This is a genomic window from Micromonospora sp. NPDC003944 (assembly GCF_053605225.1).
Genome location: NZ_JBSGIV010000017.1, coordinates 19,089 through 34,625, shown reverse-complemented (window position 1 = coordinate 34,625; position 15,537 = coordinate 19,089). Strand labels below are relative to the sequence as shown.

Genomic DNA, 15,537 nt, shown 5'->3' with positions numbered 1-15,537 from the left:
CAGCGGACGAAAAGTGAGGGAAGACGCGTATGAAGGTCTCAACAGCACTCTGCTCGGCGGCGCTCGGCGTGGGCCTCGGCACGCTCCTGCTGCCAGGCGCCGCACTGGCCGACACCACCGTGTCGCCGGCCACCACCCCGGTCGGAGGAACCGTCGTGCTCACCGCGACGACGTGCAACCCGAAGTCGGGTGACGCCATCTTCCGGGTCACCGGCCCCAACCGCGACCAGAACGTCCGATCCACCACGGCCGCCGCCGGCGGCGGACTCAGCGCCGAACTCTTCACCGCCGGATTCACCCTGGGCACCTACACGGTGGCGGCGACCTGCGGCGACGGCAGCTCGGCCGGCACCGCCACGTTCGCCGTCACCCCGATCGGCGGCGCGCCCGCCGGCTCCGGCGGCGACAACCGTGACACCGGCGCTCTCGCCGCCGGAGGCACACTGCTCGGCACCGCCCTCGCCGGCGCGGTGATCCTGATCCGCCGGCGCCGTCCGGTGTCCACTGTCGCCTGATCGGCGGCCGTTCCATCCCTGAGACGGGTGCCCGCGCCGGGAACACCGGTGCGGGCACCCCGACGATCCCGTCTGGAGGTAGACACATGTGGTGGCGGCGGACCCTACCGGCCGTGGTCGCCCTGCTCGGCGTGAGCGGGCTCGGGCTGATCACCGTCGGCCTCACCGCCGACCCGGCACGGCCACCACGACCCTCGGCCGACGCGCCGCCCCGCACCCACCCCGCACCGGACCTGGCACCGCTGCCCCACGCTGCGCCGGTCCGGGTGCAGATCCCCGCCATCGACGTACGCGCCGACATCGTCCCGGTCGGCGCGGACGCCGCCGGGGTGCTGGAGGTGCCGCCACTGGACCGGCCCACCCTCGCCGGCTGGTACCGGCACGGGGTCAGCCCCGGCGAGACCGGCAACGCCGTCCTGGTGGGACACGTCGACTCGCCGTCCGGCCCGGCGGTCTTCTTCGACCTCGGTCGGCTCCGCGCCGGCCAGCAGGTACAGGTCACCCGCGCCGACGCACGGGTCGCCACGTTCACCGTGGACGACGTCCGCGCGTACCCGAAGGAGCGCTTCCCCAGCACGCTTGTCTACGGGCCCGCGGACGCCGCAGGGCTGCGGCTGATCACCTGCGGCGGCCGGTTCGACGCCACGACCGGCAACTACGTGGACAACGTCGTCGTCTTCGCCACCCGCACCGCCTGAGTCGCACTGCCCCACTGTCGAGCGCCGAAGCCCTCTCGGCAGAATGCGGTGACGGTGCGCCGGCGACGGGGAGGCACGCGGTGGATCAGCATCCGGTACGGGACCGGGCCGGTCGAGGCGTACGCGCCCTGGCCCGCCGACTGCTCGGACGAGTCGAGAGCGACTCCCCCACCCCCCGCCGGTCCAACCCGGACGCCGTCGTCGACTGCGCCGTCTACGTCAACGGTCGCCGGGAACCCGGCCGGCCGCACTACGCCGACGCGTACGCCCAGGCGCGGCGCGGCCGCGACGCGTTCGTGTGGCTGGGACTGCACGACCCCGGCCCGGCGGTACTCGCTGCGGTGGGCAAGACCTTCGGCTTGGACGAGCTGACCGTCGAACAGGCGCTCGCCGACGGGCACCGGCCCACCGTGCAGCGCCACGGGCCGGTCACGCTGCTGGTCCTGCGCACCGCCGGGTACGTGGAACACGACGAGCTGACCGACACCTCCGAGGTGATCGACACCGGGGACGTCATGGTGCTGCTCGGCGAGCGTTTCGCCATCACCGTGCGGCACGGTGCCGCCGGGGCGCTGCGCAGCGTCCGCGCCGACATCGAGCGCCGCCCCGCGCTGCTGGCCGCCGGCCCGTGGGCGGTGGCGTACGCGGTCTGCGCCCGCATGGTCGACTCCTACCTGGAGGTGGCCGGGCACGTGGAACGGGATCTGGAGCGGGTCGAGGAGGCGGTGTTCGCCCGTGACCGCACTGCCGACATCCAGCACATCTACCAGCTCAAGCGGGAGGTGGTGGAGTTCAAACGGGCCGTCCTGCCGTTGCAGGCGCCGATGCGTACGCTGCTCGACCCCGACGGCCCGCCGCGCGTTCTGCACCGCTGGTTCGTCGACGTGGACGGCCGGCTGAGCAGGGCGGTGGACCGGGTGGCCGCGTACGACGACCTGCTCACCTCGATCGTCCAGTCGCGACTGGCGCAGCTCGCCGTCGAGCAGAACAACGACATGCGCAAGATCGCCGCCTGGGCGGCCATCGCGGCCACCCAGACCGGCATCGCCGGCATCTACGGCATGAACTTCGACCACATGCCCGAGCTGGCCTGGCGCTACGGCTACGCCGGTGCCCTCACCCTGATGGCGGTGGCAGCGCTGTTCCTGTACCGCCTGTTCCGCCGCTCCGGCTGGCTCTAACCCGCCCCCGCTCCCCGCTCCCCGCTCCCCGCGATCTTGCACTTTGTGTCGTCGATGTGCCCCTTTTACTACTTATGCCGCGACAGAAAGTGCAAGATCGCGGAGGACGGGCGGGCGGGAGGACGGGGCGGGGCGCGCGGCCCGGGTCCGGGAGGGTGGGCATGGGTGGGGGAGGATGGGTTCGTGGGTAAGGGTGCGGGGCGGCGGCGGGCGAACGCGGCGACGGGACGGGTGTGTCCGTGTGGCTCCGGCCGGGCGTATGCGGACTGCTGCGCTCCGGCGCACGGCGGTGACGCCCCGGCGACGGCCGAGGCCCTGATGCGCTCCCGGTTCAGCGCGTTCGCCCTCGGCGACACCGGTTACCTGCTGCGGAGCTGGCACTCCTCGACCCGGCCCACCTCCCTGGAGCTCGACCCGGGGCAGCGGTGGACCCGACTGGAGATCGTCGAGGCCGAGCGGGGCGGCCTGCTCGACGCCGCCGGCACGGTGATGTTCCACGCCCACTACCGGGACGCGGGCCGGGCCGGCACGATGACCGAACGCAGCCGCTTCGTCCGCGAGGACGGCCGGTGGGTCTACCTCGACGGTGACCAGCCCTGACTGTCGTTCGGGCATAGGATGACCTCGGCGTAGTCCTGCGCCGCACCTTCCTCCGGCGCTCACACCGCCGGCGACGCGGAGGCGAAGAGGGCCCTGCCGATGACCATGACGTTCATCAACCTGCCGGTGCGCGACCTGACCACCGCGACCGAGTTCTACCGGGCGATCGGCTTCACCGCCGACCGGGCCGAGCCGGCCGGCGACAGCATCGTGCTCACCATCTCCGACACGACTCGGCTGGTGCTGCACCTCCGCTCGGGTTTCGAGGCGTACACGGGCGTCGCCGCCACGGACACGGAGACCAGCCGCGAGGTGATCGTCGGGCTGTCGGCGTCGAGCCGGGGGCAGGTCGACGAACTGGTCGACCAGGCGGCGGTCGCCGGCGGGGAGTCGCTCGGGCCGGGGATGACCAACGGCCCGATGTACATGCGCGGCTTCCGCGACCTCGACGGCCACCAGTGGTCGTTCCTGCACATGGCCGGCTGACCGCGCGACCCGGCGGCGACCTGCTCCGGCCGCCGCCGGCCCCGGGTCAGTCCGGACCCGGCGTCGTAGCCGCGGCCACGCCGGTGGGCACGGCCGTCCGGCGTTGGCGGCGGGTCAGCAACACCAGCGCCACCACGAGGTACGCCCCGGCGGTCAGCGCGAACGCCACCGCGTTGCCGGCCGCCGAGGCGAGCAGGCCGTAGCCGGCGTACGTCACGATGATCAGCACGTCGGTGGCCATTCCGGCAAGTGAGGTGACGGTGGCGCGGCTGGTGCCGGTGATCCGGGCCTGCAACCGCGCGTCGGCAAGCACGGTGGCCAGCTGCGCCGCGCCGAAGGCCACCGCGAGCAGCACGAACCCGGCCGGGTGCCGGAGCAGGGCGCCGACGGCCAACGCGACGCCGACCAACCCCAGCAGCGCGGCGTAACCACGGCTGCCCAGCCGTTCCCCCGCCGGGGCGAGCAGCCCGCCGACGGTCACCCCTGCCCAGAGCAGCAGGAGCAGCAGGGGTACGGCCTGCGCGCCGACCCCGGTGTCCAGGGCGAGCAGCGGCGTGTACTCGTCCAGAGCACCCCAGTCGGCGGCCACCACGGCCACCACCAGCACGGCTGCCCGCACCGGCGGACGGGTGCGGACCTGTGACACCCCGGCCCGCAGCGTGTCCCACCATCCCAGGTCGCCGTCGTCGTCCGGACTGTCGGGCGGGAGCGTGTGCGGCTCGTCCTGTCGTGCTGGTGCGGCAGCACCCGCCGGGTGGGCGGCCATCGCCGACTCGGCGACCGGGACGCGTACGGAGGCCGGCGTGCGGTGCTCCGGGAGGCGGGTGGCGACGATCGTGGCGAGCAGACAGGTAAGCACGCTTGCCGCGCCGACCGCCAGGTAGCCGCCGACGGCGAGGACCGGGCCGGCGAGCACTCCGGAGACCACCACGCCCAGCACGCCCGCCGTGCGCGCCCGCCCGAGAACCCGGGCGTACCTGTCGACGGCGCCGAGCCGGTCCAGTTCGGTCCAGACCAGCGCCTCCAGGGCACCGGAGACCAGCGCGCCAGCGGCGCCCCAGAGCAGGAAACCGAGAGCGAACGCCGGGTACGACGGCAGCAGCACCCAGAGCGCGAACCCGGCGGCGGCCACCAGCGGGGCGAGGCCCAGCAGCAGCCGGCGGGACAGCACGTCGGCCCAGGCGCCGGAGGGCACCTCGAACAGGATGCCGGCGGCCGACCAGATGACGAAGAGTGACGCGATCTGGCCCACCGACAGTCCGGTGTCGGCGAAGAACACCACATACAGCGGGTAGAGCAGGACGAGGTCACTGAGGAACGCGTACCCGTAGAGGGTCGCCGTCAGTCGACGGACCGCCGGGTCGGGCGCGCGCGAGACGGTGCGGATCATGGGGCCTTCCCGTGGGAGTGGAGACGGACACCTGAGGTGCGGTGCCCGTGGTGGCCCACGGGATCGGCAGACGCCGCTGGATCAATGTCGCCAGGTCATGACCGCGATGCTAGACAACCCGCGCGGCCGCGGCCAGCCCCTTTCGGCGTGCCGGGCGCTGCCAACCGCGTCGGGTGGCCGAGGCGGCGCGGGAACGCGACGCGGGGCGGGATCAGACCGATCCCGCCCCGCGTCGTACCGCCGGTGTCAGCGCCTGTCGACCGGCGGGATGACAGTGGTTGTCTCGCTGTCGTCGCTGGAGCGCTGCCCTGGCACCGCGCGGTCGATGCCGCCGGTGACCACCTGGGTGGCCTCGGGGTCGCCACCGCCGCTCACCACCTGCGTGGTGTCCGAACCGGCCGAGGGGCTGACCGGGAAGCGAACAACCTGGGTGGCCTCCGTGTCGGCCGGGCGCGTCACCACCTGGGTGGCCTCCGGGTCGCTGGCGGGGCTCGACGCGCGGGCCAGCTCGGCCTCGGCGTCGCGGCGACCGGCCCGGTACGCCTGGGCGTGCTCGGCGATCAGCTGTGACTCCCGCTCGGCGCGGGTCAACCACGACTCCCAGCGGCTCTGCATCGGACGGACCAGACCGCCGCCGACACCGACGACGAGGATGCCGCCGATCGTGGCCAGCACGGCGATCAGCACCGGAGTGGTGACCGCGGTGGCCACGCCGATCTGGTTCAGCGCGGCGATGACGCCGAGCCCGAGGATGAACACCGAGGCGATGGTGGCCAGCACCCGTCCGTACGACAGGCCGCCGAGCGCCCCGCTGATGATGTCCTTGACCGCGTTGGCGATGGCGGCGGCGACCACGACGATGACGATCGCGACGAACGCCCGGGGCAGCCACGCGATCACCGCGCCGAGCAGGTCGGAGATCGGGTTCGGCCCCCAGATGCCGAAGGCGAGCTGGAGGGTGAACAGCAGCACCGCGTAGTAGACGAGCTTCGCGACGATGTCGCTGGCGTCGTACCGGGAGCGGCTCAGCGCGCGGCGGATGCCGCCACGTTCGACGGCGCGGTCGAAGCCCACCCGTTCGAGGACCTTCTCCACGATCTTCAGTACGGCCTTGGCGATCAGCCATCCGGCCACCAGGATCGCCAGGAAGGCGACGGCCTTGGGCAGGAAGAGCATCACCGAGCGGAGGGCGTCGCCCACTGCGTCGCTGACGTTGTCACTCATCTGGTCATTCCTCACGATGCAGCCGGGACAGTCTGTGTCCCGGCCTACCCCCACCGGCTCGCGGGGAAACGCCGCCCTGGTTGGGCGCCCTCTAGCGCGCGGACGAGTGTTGGCAATATTCTCCGGGGTGCGTGCGGCCACTGGAGCTACTTTTCATCCCCGCCGTCGGCCGCAGGAGGAGATGCAATGCACGTCGACAGTTCCGAAGTGGATCGCCGGACGCTGCTGCGGGCCGGCCTCGGTGCCGCCACGGTCGCCGTCGTCGGGAGCGAACTGGCCTTCCCGGGCGCGGCGCAGGCCGCCGAGGGCACCGACCTGGACTGGATCATCAGCTGTGACGAGTGGGCCGCGCGCCCACCGAAGGACCCGCTGTCGGTGAGCGCCATCGCCACCAACAAGATCATCGTGCACCACATGGCGTTCCCGAACGTCACCGACTACTCCCGCGAGCAGGCGGTCAAGCTGGCCCACGACTGCCAGGACCTGCACATGGACGGCAACGGTTGGTCGGACACCGGCCAGCACTTCACGGTCAGCCGCGGCGGGTACGTGCTGGAGGGCCGCCGGGGCAGCCTGGAGCGCCTGGAGGCCGGCGACCGACAGATGATCTCGGCGCACTGCCCGGGTGAGAACGGCCGGGCCATCGGCATCGAGAACGAGGGCACCTACGTCACCGAGACGCCGCCGAAGGCGTTGACCGACTCGCTGGTCAAGCTCTGCGTCGCGATCTGCCGCCAGTACGGGCTGCACGCGTACGACATCTTCGGCCACTGGGACTTCCGTACCACCGAGTGCCCGGGCGCCGCCTTCTACCGGCAGTTCCCGGATCTGCGGCGGCGGGTGCACGCCGCCCTCGGCACCACGCTCGGCGACGTACCGGCACGCCGCTGGCCGGACCTGTGGCGCTTCGTCAACTCCCCCTCCGTCCGGGTGGTGCAGCACCTGCTCGCCCACCGGGGATACCCGGTGACCGTCAGCGGCACGTTCGACGCCGCGACCGTCGCCGCCGTGCAGGACTGGCAGGCCCGCAACGGCATCCCGGTGGACGTGGACGCCACCCTCACCACGCCGACCTGGGAGACGCTGGCGCCGGAGCTGGACCAGCACGCCGCCGGAGCGCCGGTCACGGCCGTGCAGGAGATCCTCTCCACCAAGGGGTACGCGGTCACCGTCACCGGGGCGTACGACCACGCCACCCGCAGAGCGGTACAGGACCTTCAGGCGCTGCACGGGCTGCCCCGCAACGGCAAGCTCAGCACGAGCACGTGGTGCACCGTCGTCGGCGGGTCGGTCCGCGAGTCGTACCGGCACCGCTGAGAGCGTGGTGGCGGTGCGGGGCACACCCGCACCGCCACCGGCCCCCGGTCCATCGGTTTGATCCACCGCTCCGGCGGAAAGAATCCGGGGCATGACCTGGGCCCGTCGAGCCGTACCCGCTGTCGCCGCCGCCGTCGCGGCGCTCGCCGCGCGGGACCTGATCCAGCGCGACCACGCGCTGCTGCGCAACTTCCCGGTCCTCGGCCGCGCCCGCTACCTGCTGGAGACGATCGGGCCGGAGCTTCGGCAGTACATCGTGGCCGGCAACAACGAGGAGCGGCCGTTCACCCGCGACCAGCGCCGCTGGGTGTACGCGTCGGCCAAGCAGGAGAACAACTACTTCGGTTTCGGCACCGACAACGACATCGAGTACACCCCCGGGTACCCGATCATCAAGCACCGCACGTTCGGTCGCGCCGTGCCGCCGTCGTCACCGACCGCCGGGCACGATGTGCGGTTGCCCTGCGCGAAGGTGCTCGGCGCGGCGCGCGGCCGGGCCCGGGCGTTCCGACCGGAGTCAGTCGTCAACATCTCCGGGATGAGCTTCGGCTCGCTCTCCGGCAACGCCATCACCGCGCTCAACAAGGGGGCGGCGCTCGCCGGCTGCCTGCAGAACACCGGCGAGGGCGGTCTGTCTCCCTACCACCGCAACGGTGGCGAGCTGGTCTTCCAACTCGGCACCGCGTACTTCGGCTGCCGTGACGAACACGGTCGGTTCAGCCTCGACCGACTCAAGGACCTGATCTCCGGCGCGCCGGTGCGGGCGCTGGAGATCAAGCTGAGCCAGGGTGCCAAGCCGAGCCTCGGTGGGCTGCTGCCCGGGGCGAAGGTGTCCGCCGAGATCGCCGCCACCCGGGGCATCCCGGCCGGTCGGGACTGTGTCAGCCCGTCCCGGCACGCCGAGTTCTCCGACTGCGACAGCCTGCTCGACTGGGTGGAGCTGCTGGCCGCCGAGACGGGTCTGCCGGTCGGCATCAAGTCGGCGGTCGGTGACCTGGGCTTCTGGCGGGAGCTGGCCACCCTGATGCGCGACACCGGGCGCGGCGTGGACTTCGTGACGATCGACGGTGGCGAAGGCGGCACCGGCGCCGCACCCCTGATCTTCACCGACTCCGTGTCGCTCCCGTTCCAGCAGGGCTTCTCCCGGGTCTACAAGATCTTCGCTGAGCACGACCTGCACGAGCAGGTGGTCTTCGTCGGAGGTGGCAAGCTCGGTCTCCCCGACAACGCCATCGTGGCGTTCGCGCTCGGCTGCGACATGGTCAACGTCGGCCGGGAGGCGATGCTGTCGATCGGCTGCATCCAGGCGCAGAAGTGCCACACCGACACCTGCCCCACCGGCGTCGCCACCCAGAACGCGTGGCTCGCCCGGGGCCTGGACCCGACGGTGAAGTCGGTCCGGGCGGCCAACTACCTGCGGACGCTACGCCGCGACCTCACCAAGGTCGCCGAGGCCTGCGGCGTCGAACACCCCAGCCTGATCGGGACCGACGCCGTGGAGATCCTGGACGGTCGCACCGGCTCCACCCCACTTCATCAGGTGTACGACTACCGGCCGGAATGGGGACTGCCCTCGACCGCCGACCAAGCGGAGATCATCCGGCTGATGGTCCCCGAAGCACCCCAGGGCGGCAGCGCCCCGCCCTCAGCCACCGCCGTCGGCTGAGATCACACCCGAACCACGCCAGCACGCCTCGACCTGACCTCGGACCAAGACCGCCCCGCTGAACCGTGACCTGCCGCCCTCAGACCGGGGCCATGTCCCCGATAAGCGGTATACCTCTGAGTCATACTTATGACTCAGAGGTATACCTCGTTCAGGCGACATGCCTGCCAGTTGGTCGGGGAGGCACCAGCCCTGGCTCGGCGGCCGGCGCGACGAGGTCCGGGCTGGGCCCGCGCTGCGCCGCGTCGGGCCGCGCTGGGCTGGGCTGACCGTGGCGCGTTCGACGGGATAACGCGTGGAACTGGCACCGAGGGCACCCGTATGGTGGCGCGGTGCTGATCAGACGTGAGATGCCCGCCGACGTCGACGCCATTCGGGCGGTGCACTCTGCCGCCTTCGCCAAGGCTGACGGCGACGACGTGCCGGTCGAGGCGACGCTCGTCGACGCGCTGCGCGCAGATGAGGGCTGGCTGCCCGCGTACTCGCTGGTGGCGACCGATTCGGACGGCCAGGTGGTCGGTCACGTGGTGGCCACCCGCGGCCTGGTGGGCGGCGCGGCGGTGGCGTTGGGCCTGGGGCCGCTCGGTGTGCTGCCCGACTGGCAGCGACGCGGCGTCGGCAGCGCGTTGATGCACGCGGTGCTCGGCGCGGCCGACGCGCGCGACGAGCCGCTGGTGGTGCTGCTCGGGCACCCCGAGTACTACCCGCGCTTCGGGTTCCGGCCCGCCGTCGAGCTGGGCGTCACCCCGCCGCAGCCGTGGGGGCCGCAGTACTTCATGGCTCGACCGTCGCACGCGTGGCGCGAGTCGATCCGGGGCGAGTTCCGCTACGCCAGCCCGTTCGACGACCTGTGACCGCACCGCGTATCAGGCGGCGGCGCGCCACCGACCTCGACGGCTGCGTCGCGGCGCTCGCCGAGGTCCACCGGGTGGACACGTACCCGTTGAACTGGCCCGCCGACCCGCACGGTTGGCTGCGCGAGCCGCACCCGGCGCGGGCCTGGGTCGCCGTGGACGCCGACGGGGCCATCGTCGGACACGTCGCGGTGCACCGGGTGCCCGACCCGGCAGGTGGGCCGCCGGCCCGGCCGACGGCCGAGGTGGCACGCCTCTTCGTGGCGCCGAAGTCCCGTGGGTTGGCGCTGGGCAGCGCGCTGCTGGACCGGGCTCGCCAGTGGGCGGACACCCGCGCAACGGATCTGGTGCTGGAGGTGGCCGCCGGAGACACCGCGGCTGCCGCACTGTACGAACGCAAAGGCTGGCGCTTGGTCGGCACCAGCACCGCACCGTGGGCCGCGCCCGACGGCAGCCCCGTGTCGCTGCGTCATTACACGCTGCGTCACCGTGCGTCGGGCTCCGACGGCGTGCCGGCCAGCACCGCGAGGCGGCGGGCAAGCCGGCCGGCGGCCGCACGCAGCTCGGGAGGCTCCAGCACCTCCATCTCGTGATCCAGGCGGGCGAGGTGCGCCGCGATCCAGTCCAGGCTGTCGCCGCCGACGACGAGCACGGACCACCCGTCACGGTCGTCCTCGATCCGCCCCACCTGCGGCGGAACCATCTCGCGCAGCCGGTCGGCCGGGGCGTGCACCCGCACCCGGGCGAGGTGTCGGTAGGGCGCCCCGGTCACCGCCCGCTGCACGAAGGCGACCGGATCCGGGTGCTCCCGCGCCGGGAAACACCAGGTCGTCGCCGCCACCGCCCGCATCCGGTCCAGGCGGAACGTCCGCCAGCCGGCACGGTCGGCGTCCCAGGCCATCAGGTACCAGCGGCGACCTGTCGTCACCATCCGGATCGGCTCGACCGTCCGTTCCTGCTCCCCGGCGCCCCGGTCGGGGTAGCGGAACCGCAGCGGCGGCAGCCGGGTGCCGGCGCCGAGTCGATAACCGCCGCCGACGCCCGACACCGCGTACACGGGGTAGCCGAGCGTCCGTAGCCGCTGCACGTCGCGGCGCACGCAACGGCCGGTGACGCCCAGCTCGGCCGCGATCTCGGCGGCCGTCCAGGACAGCCGCCGTTGCAGCAGCGCCAGCAGGCGCAGCACCCGCTCGGTCGTCGCCTCGGCAGTCACGTCTCGATCGTTGCACGGATAGCGGACCGAACCTGTCCGCTATCCGAGGGAGGCTGGGATCATGACCGACCAGATCAGCAGACAGGGGTCCACACCGACCCGCGACGTCCAGATCACGTTCGACTGCGCCGACCCGGCCAGGTTGGCGACGTTCTGGGCCGAGGCGCTCGGCTATCAGGTGCAGGGCCCGCCCGGTGACTTCGCAACCTGGGACCAGGCGCTGGAGGCGATGGGTGTGCCGCCGGAGAACCGCAACGACGCGTCGGCGGTGGTCGACCCCGAGGGCTCGCGGCCACGGCTGTTCTTCCAGCGGGTGCCGGAGCACAAGCAGGTGAAGAACCGCGTCCACCTGGATGTGCGCGCGGCACCCGGGTTGGCGGGTGACGAGCGGATGGCGGCCCTGGAGGTGGAGGCCGAACGGCTCGTCTCGCACGGCGCCAAACGGCTCAGTCGGCACGAGCCCGCTCCCCCGTTGGGCGCCGGCCACCTCATCATGGCCGACCCCGAGGGCAACGAGTTCTGCCTCGACTGACCGGGCGTTCGCCCAGCTCACTGCCGCACCGGCAACCCCTCATGCGAACATGTGTACGTGTCGCCCGGCGCCAGCATCCTGCACGCCGACCTGGACGCGTTCTATGCGTCGGTCGAGCAGCGCGACGACCCGCGTCTGCGTGGGCGGCCGGTGATCGTGGGTGGCGGCGTGGTGCTCGCGGCCAGCTACGAGGCGAAGGCGCGGGGCGTCCGCAGCGCGATGGGTGGCCAGCAGGCCCGCCGGCTCTGCCCGGAGGCGATCGTGGTGCCGCCCCGGATGTCGGCGTACACGGCGGCGAGCCGGGCGGTGTTCGAGATCTTCCGGCAGACCACACCGCTTGTCGAGGGGCTCTCCATCGACGAGGCGTTCCTCGACGTGGGTGGTCTGCGGCGGTTGGTCGGGCCACCGGCCGAGATCGCCGAGCGGTTGCGCCGGGAGGTCCGCGTGCGGGTCCAGCTGCCGATCACGGTCGGGGTGGCCCGCACGAAGTTCCTGGCCAAGGTGGCCAGCGGGGTGGCGAAACCGGACGGCCTGCTGGTGGTCGCACCGGACGCCGAACTGGCGTTCCTGCACCCGCTGCCGGTGGAACGGCTCTGGGGCGTCGGCCCGGTCACGGCCGCCAAGCTGCGGGAACGTCGGATCCGTACGGTCGGGGAGGTGGCCCGCCTCGGCGAGGCGGCGCTGGTGTCGCTGCTCGGCGCGGGCGCCGGCCGGCACCTGCACGCGCTCGCCCACAATCGCGATCCCCGGGCGGTGCAGGTGGGGCGACGGCGCGGTTCGATGGGCGCGCAGCACGCGCTGAGTCGTACCCCGCACACCCCGACGGAGTTGGACGCCATCCTCGCCGGCCTGGTCGACCGGGTCAGCAGGCGGATGCGGTCGGCGGGGCGGTCCGGCCGCACCGTGGTGTTGCGGTTGCGCTTCGGCGACTACACCCGGGCGACCCGCTCGCACACGGTGGGCAAGGCGACGGCGGACACCACGTCGCTGCTCGCCGCCGCACGTGCTCTGCTGCGCGCGGCGCTGCCCGAGATCGATCGCCGTGGCATCACGTTGATCGGTGTCTCGGTCGGCAACCTCGACGACAACCCGGTCCAGCCCGAGCTGCCGTTCCAGCCGGACCCCGGTTCCGATTTGGACGCCGCGGTCGACGCGGTCCGCGACCGGTTCGGATCAACGGCGCTGACCCGGGCGGTGTTGCTCGGCCGGGAGCCGGGCGTGGAGATGCCGCTGCTGCCGGACTGACCGATACGCGTGCGGTGTCCACGGTCGAGCTGCGACCAGAGACACATCACAGCAGGTCGGCGGTTTAACCGGCGGCTGACGGGTGACCCTTGACGGGTACAGCCTGACGAGGGGGGCCCACGATGTCCGACGACACCAGCAACCGACCGAGCCGCACCGCCGAGCGCCCGCAGGACGTCACCGACCCGCTGCTCTGGCAGTTGGCGATCGACGTGCTGAGCGCACACGAGCCGGACGACGAGGGCCGGTGCCGCAACCTTCAGTGCGCCGGGCAGTCCTGGCCGTGCGCGGCCCGCACCGGCGCCGAGCACTCGGTGCGACTGGCCCGCAGCGCGCCCACGTCGGTCGAGCTGACCGTCGACGGAACCGACAGCGAGGACGTCGACACGGACGGGCACCGCGGCGCCGCGGTTCCGGCCCCGCGGTGGGGCTGGAACGCCGGTCCGGTGGCGTCGCACCGAGGGTCGAAGGCCGCCTCCGCGGCGTGACGACGCCCCGCGTCGACACGCGAACGCTCGACCGATGGACCGGTCGAGCGTTCGTGTGTCGCGGGTGCTGCGTCGAGCAGCCGGTTACAGGGTGCGCGCGAGCCGGTCGGCGAGCGTCCGGGTGAAGCGGGCCGGGTCGGTCAGCTCACCACCCTCGGCCAGCACCGCCAGGCCGTAGAGCAGCTCGGCGGTCTCGGTCAGGGCGCTCGGGTCACTGCCCTGCTCGTGGGCCTTGCGCAGCCCGGACACCAGCGGGTGACCGGGGTTGATCTCCAGGATCCGCTTGGTCGGGGGGACCTCGTGCCCCATCGCCCGGTACATCTTCTCCAGGGTCGGAGTGAGGTCGTGGGCGTCGCCCACCACGCAGGCCGGTGAGGTGGTCAGCCGCGACGAGAGGCGGACCTCCCGGACGCTGTCGGTGAGGGTGGTTCCCAGCCAGTCGAGCAGCCCCGCGAACTCCTGTCGCTGCTGTTCGCGCTCGGCCTCGGCCTGCTGCTTCTCCTCGTCGGTGTCCAGGTCGATCTCGCCCTTGGCGATCGAACGCAGTGGCCGACCGTCGTACGTGCCGACCCGCTCGACCCACACCTCGTCGACCTGGTCGGTGAGCAGCAGCACCTCGTGCCCCTTGGCCCGGAACGCCTCCAGGTGCGGCGAGTTCTCGATGGCGGCCCGGGACTCGCCGGTGGCGTACCAGATGTCGGTCTGGCCGTCCTTCATCCGCGACACGTAGCCGGCGAGGTCGGTGGGCTCGGCCGGGTCGTTGGTGGAGGCCACCGACAGGATGTCCAGCAGGGTGTCCCGGTTGTCGGTGTCGTCGATCAGCCCTTCCTTGACCACCGCGCCGAACTCGGTCCAGAAGGTGCGGTAGCGCTCGGCGTGGTTGGCCTTGAGGTCCTTCACCGTCGCGAGGACCTTCTTGACCAGGCGGCGGCGGACGATCTGGATCTGCCGGTCCTGCTGGAGGATCTCCCGGCTGATGTTCAGCGACAGGTCGTGCGCGTCGACCACGCCCTTGACGAAGCGCAGGTAGGTCGGGACCAGCGCCTCGCAGTCGTCCATGATGAAGACGCGCTTGACGTAGAGCTGGACGCCACGGCGGCCCTGCGGGGAGAACAGGTCCAGGGGGGCGTGGCTGGGCAGGAAGAGCAGCGCCTCGTACTCGAAGGTGCCCTCGCCCTTCATGTGCACGACCTCGAGCGGGTCGGCCCAGTCGTGGCTGACGTGCTTGTAGAACTCGTTGTACTCGGCGGCGTCGACCTCGTCGCGGGGCCGCGCCCAGAGGGCCTTCATCGAGTTGAGGGTCTGCACCTCGCTGGTGGCGGGCTCACCCTCGGCGCCGGCGCGCTCGACGGTCATCCGGATGGGCCAGGCGATGAAGTCGGAGTAGCGCTTGACGATCTCGCGGACGGTCCATTCAGCGGTGTAGTCGTGCAGGTTGTCCTCGGCGTCGGCCGCCTTGAGGTGCAGGGTCACCGTGGTGCCCTGCGGCGCGTCGTCGACCGCCTCGATCGAGTACGTGCCCTCGCCGGTGGACTCCCAGCGGGTGCCGCCGGTCTCGCCGGCCTTGCGGGTCAGCAGGGTGACCCGGTCGGCGACCATGAAGGCGGCGTAGAAACCGACACCGAACTGCCCGATGAGGTCCTGCTTGGCATGGGCGTCGGCGGATTCGCGCAGTTGGCGCAGCAGCTCGGCGGTGCCCGACTTGGCGATCGTGCCGATCAACTGGACGACCTCGTCGCGGGTCATCCCGATGCCGTTGTCCCGGACGGTGAGGGTGCGGGCGTCGCGGTCGACCTCCAGGGCGACGTGCAGGTCGTCGGTGTCGGCGACGAGATCCTTGTCGACGAGGGTGGCCAGCCGGAGCTTGTCCAGTGCGTCGGACGCGTTCGAGATGAGTTCCCGCAGGAAGACGTCCTTGTTCGAATAGATCGAGTGGACCACCAACTGGAGGAGCTGACGCGCCTCGGCCTGGAATTCCAACGTTTCGGCCTGGTTGCTCACACCGTCTCCCATCTCGGCTCCTGCGAAGGTTCGCGGAAAGGATACGAGTCGTCACCGGTCGGGGTGTGGGCGCGTCCGGTCGTATTCCCGATTCGGTCGGCCGACCCGGTGACCTAGCTGACTTTGC

The 15,537-nt window shown here is 72.1% G+C and carries 16 protein-coding genes; 12 read left to right on the top strand and 4 right to left on the bottom strand.

Annotated elements, in window-relative coordinates:
* Positions 1-29 precede the first annotated feature (29 nt).
* From ACWER9_RS11185 to ACWER9_RS11165, 5 genes are all read left to right on the top strand, one after another.
* Positions 30-515: a hypothetical protein gene (locus ACWER9_RS11185; RefSeq protein WP_124775133.1), complete on the top strand. Its 486-nt coding sequence runs from the start codon at positions 30-32 to the stop codon at positions 513-515.
* Positions 516-601: 86 nt separating this feature from the next.
* A complete protein-coding gene (locus ACWER9_RS11180; protein ID WP_452301700.1) occupies positions 602-1,213 on the top strand; it encodes a class F sortase in 612 nt (203 codons plus the stop codon).
* A gap of 80 nt (positions 1,214-1,293) precedes the next feature.
* Complete coding sequence (locus tag ACWER9_RS11175; protein WP_452301699.1) at positions 1,294-2,394, top strand: magnesium and cobalt transport protein CorA; 1,101 nt, start codon at positions 1,294-1,296, stop codon at positions 2,392-2,394.
* A gap of 183 nt (positions 2,395-2,577) precedes the next feature.
* A complete protein-coding gene (locus tag ACWER9_RS11170) occupies positions 2,578-2,994 on the top strand; it encodes a YchJ family protein (protein WP_452301698.1) in 417 nt (138 codons plus the stop codon).
* 99 nt (positions 2,995-3,093) lie between these two features.
* Positions 3,094-3,480, top strand: a complete 387-nt coding sequence (locus ACWER9_RS11165) for a VOC family protein (RefSeq protein WP_452301697.1) — start codon at positions 3,094-3,096, stop codon at positions 3,478-3,480.
* Positions 3,481-3,526: 46 nt separating this feature from the next.
* On the opposite strand, the gene ACWER9_RS11160 is transcribed toward ACWER9_RS11165, so the two are convergent.
* The gene (locus tag ACWER9_RS11160; RefSeq protein ID WP_452301696.1) at positions 3,527-4,870 is read right to left on the bottom strand and encodes an MFS transporter; all 1,344 of its coding nucleotides are present in this window, start codon (positions 4,868-4,870) and stop codon (positions 3,527-3,529) included.
* Positions 4,871-5,116: 246 nt separating this feature from the next.
* Positions 5,117-6,094 carry a membrane protein gene (locus ACWER9_RS11155; protein WP_452301695.1) on the bottom strand — a complete coding sequence of 326 codons (978 nt, stop codon included), beginning with the start codon at positions 6,092-6,094 and terminating at the stop codon, positions 5,117-5,119.
* Between the two features lie 186 nt (positions 6,095-6,280).
* Here ACWER9_RS11155 and ACWER9_RS11150 point away from each other — a divergent pair, with 186 nt between their 5' ends.
* The 4 genes from ACWER9_RS11150 (at position 6,281) to ACWER9_RS11135 (ending at position 10,524) form a co-directional block, all read left to right on the top strand.
* The gene (locus ACWER9_RS11150; RefSeq protein ID WP_452301694.1) at positions 6,281-7,411 is read left to right on the top strand and encodes a peptidoglycan recognition protein family protein; all 1,131 of its coding nucleotides are present in this window, start codon (positions 6,281-6,283) and stop codon (positions 7,409-7,411) included.
* 91 nt (positions 7,412-7,502) lie between these two features.
* Positions 7,503-9,077 carry a glutamate synthase-related protein gene (locus ACWER9_RS11145; RefSeq protein ID WP_452301693.1) on the top strand — a complete coding sequence of 525 codons (1,575 nt, stop codon included), beginning with the start codon at positions 7,503-7,505 and terminating at the stop codon, positions 9,075-9,077.
* Positions 9,078-9,409: 332 nt separating this feature from the next.
* Positions 9,410-9,931, top strand: coding sequence for a GNAT family N-acetyltransferase (locus tag ACWER9_RS11140; protein WP_452301692.1), 522 nt, complete (start codon positions 9,410-9,412; stop codon positions 9,929-9,931).
* Positions 9,928-10,524 carry a GNAT family N-acetyltransferase gene (locus ACWER9_RS11135; protein WP_452301691.1) on the top strand — a complete coding sequence of 199 codons (597 nt, stop codon included), beginning with the start codon at positions 9,928-9,930 and terminating at the stop codon, positions 10,522-10,524. Before ACWER9_RS11140 ends, ACWER9_RS11135 begins: the two co-directional genes overlap by 4 nt.
* On the opposite strand, the gene ACWER9_RS11130 is transcribed toward ACWER9_RS11135, so the two are convergent.
* Positions 10,416-11,144: a helix-turn-helix transcriptional regulator gene (locus ACWER9_RS11130; protein WP_452301690.1), complete on the bottom strand. Its 729-nt coding sequence runs from the start codon at positions 11,142-11,144 to the stop codon at positions 10,416-10,418. The genes ACWER9_RS11135 and ACWER9_RS11130 overlap by 109 nt on opposite strands.
* A 61-nt stretch (positions 11,145-11,205) precedes the next feature.
* Here ACWER9_RS11130 and ACWER9_RS11125 point away from each other — a divergent pair, with 61 nt between their 5' ends.
* The 3 genes from ACWER9_RS11125 to ACWER9_RS11115 all read left to right on the top strand — a co-directional run bounded on the left by ACWER9_RS11125 (position 11,206) and on the right by ACWER9_RS11115 (position 13,409).
* A complete protein-coding gene (locus ACWER9_RS11125; protein WP_452301689.1) occupies positions 11,206-11,676 on the top strand; it encodes a VOC family protein in 471 nt (156 codons plus the stop codon).
* A 57-nt stretch (positions 11,677-11,733) separates the two neighbouring features.
* Entirely contained in the window at positions 11,734-12,921 is a 1,188-nt protein-coding gene (gene dinB, locus ACWER9_RS11120; protein ID WP_452301688.1) for a DNA polymerase IV, read from the top strand.
* A gap of 122 nt (positions 12,922-13,043) precedes the next feature.
* A complete protein-coding gene (locus tag ACWER9_RS11115; RefSeq protein WP_452301687.1) occupies positions 13,044-13,409 on the top strand; it encodes a hypothetical protein in 366 nt (121 codons plus the stop codon).
* A gap of 84 nt (positions 13,410-13,493) precedes the next feature.
* Here ACWER9_RS11115 and htpG read toward each other — a convergent pair whose 3' ends face one another.
* Entirely contained in the window at positions 13,494-15,422 is a 1,929-nt protein-coding gene (gene htpG / locus ACWER9_RS11110; protein WP_452301686.1) for a molecular chaperone HtpG, read from the bottom strand.
* Positions 15,423-15,537: the final 115 nt, after the last annotated feature.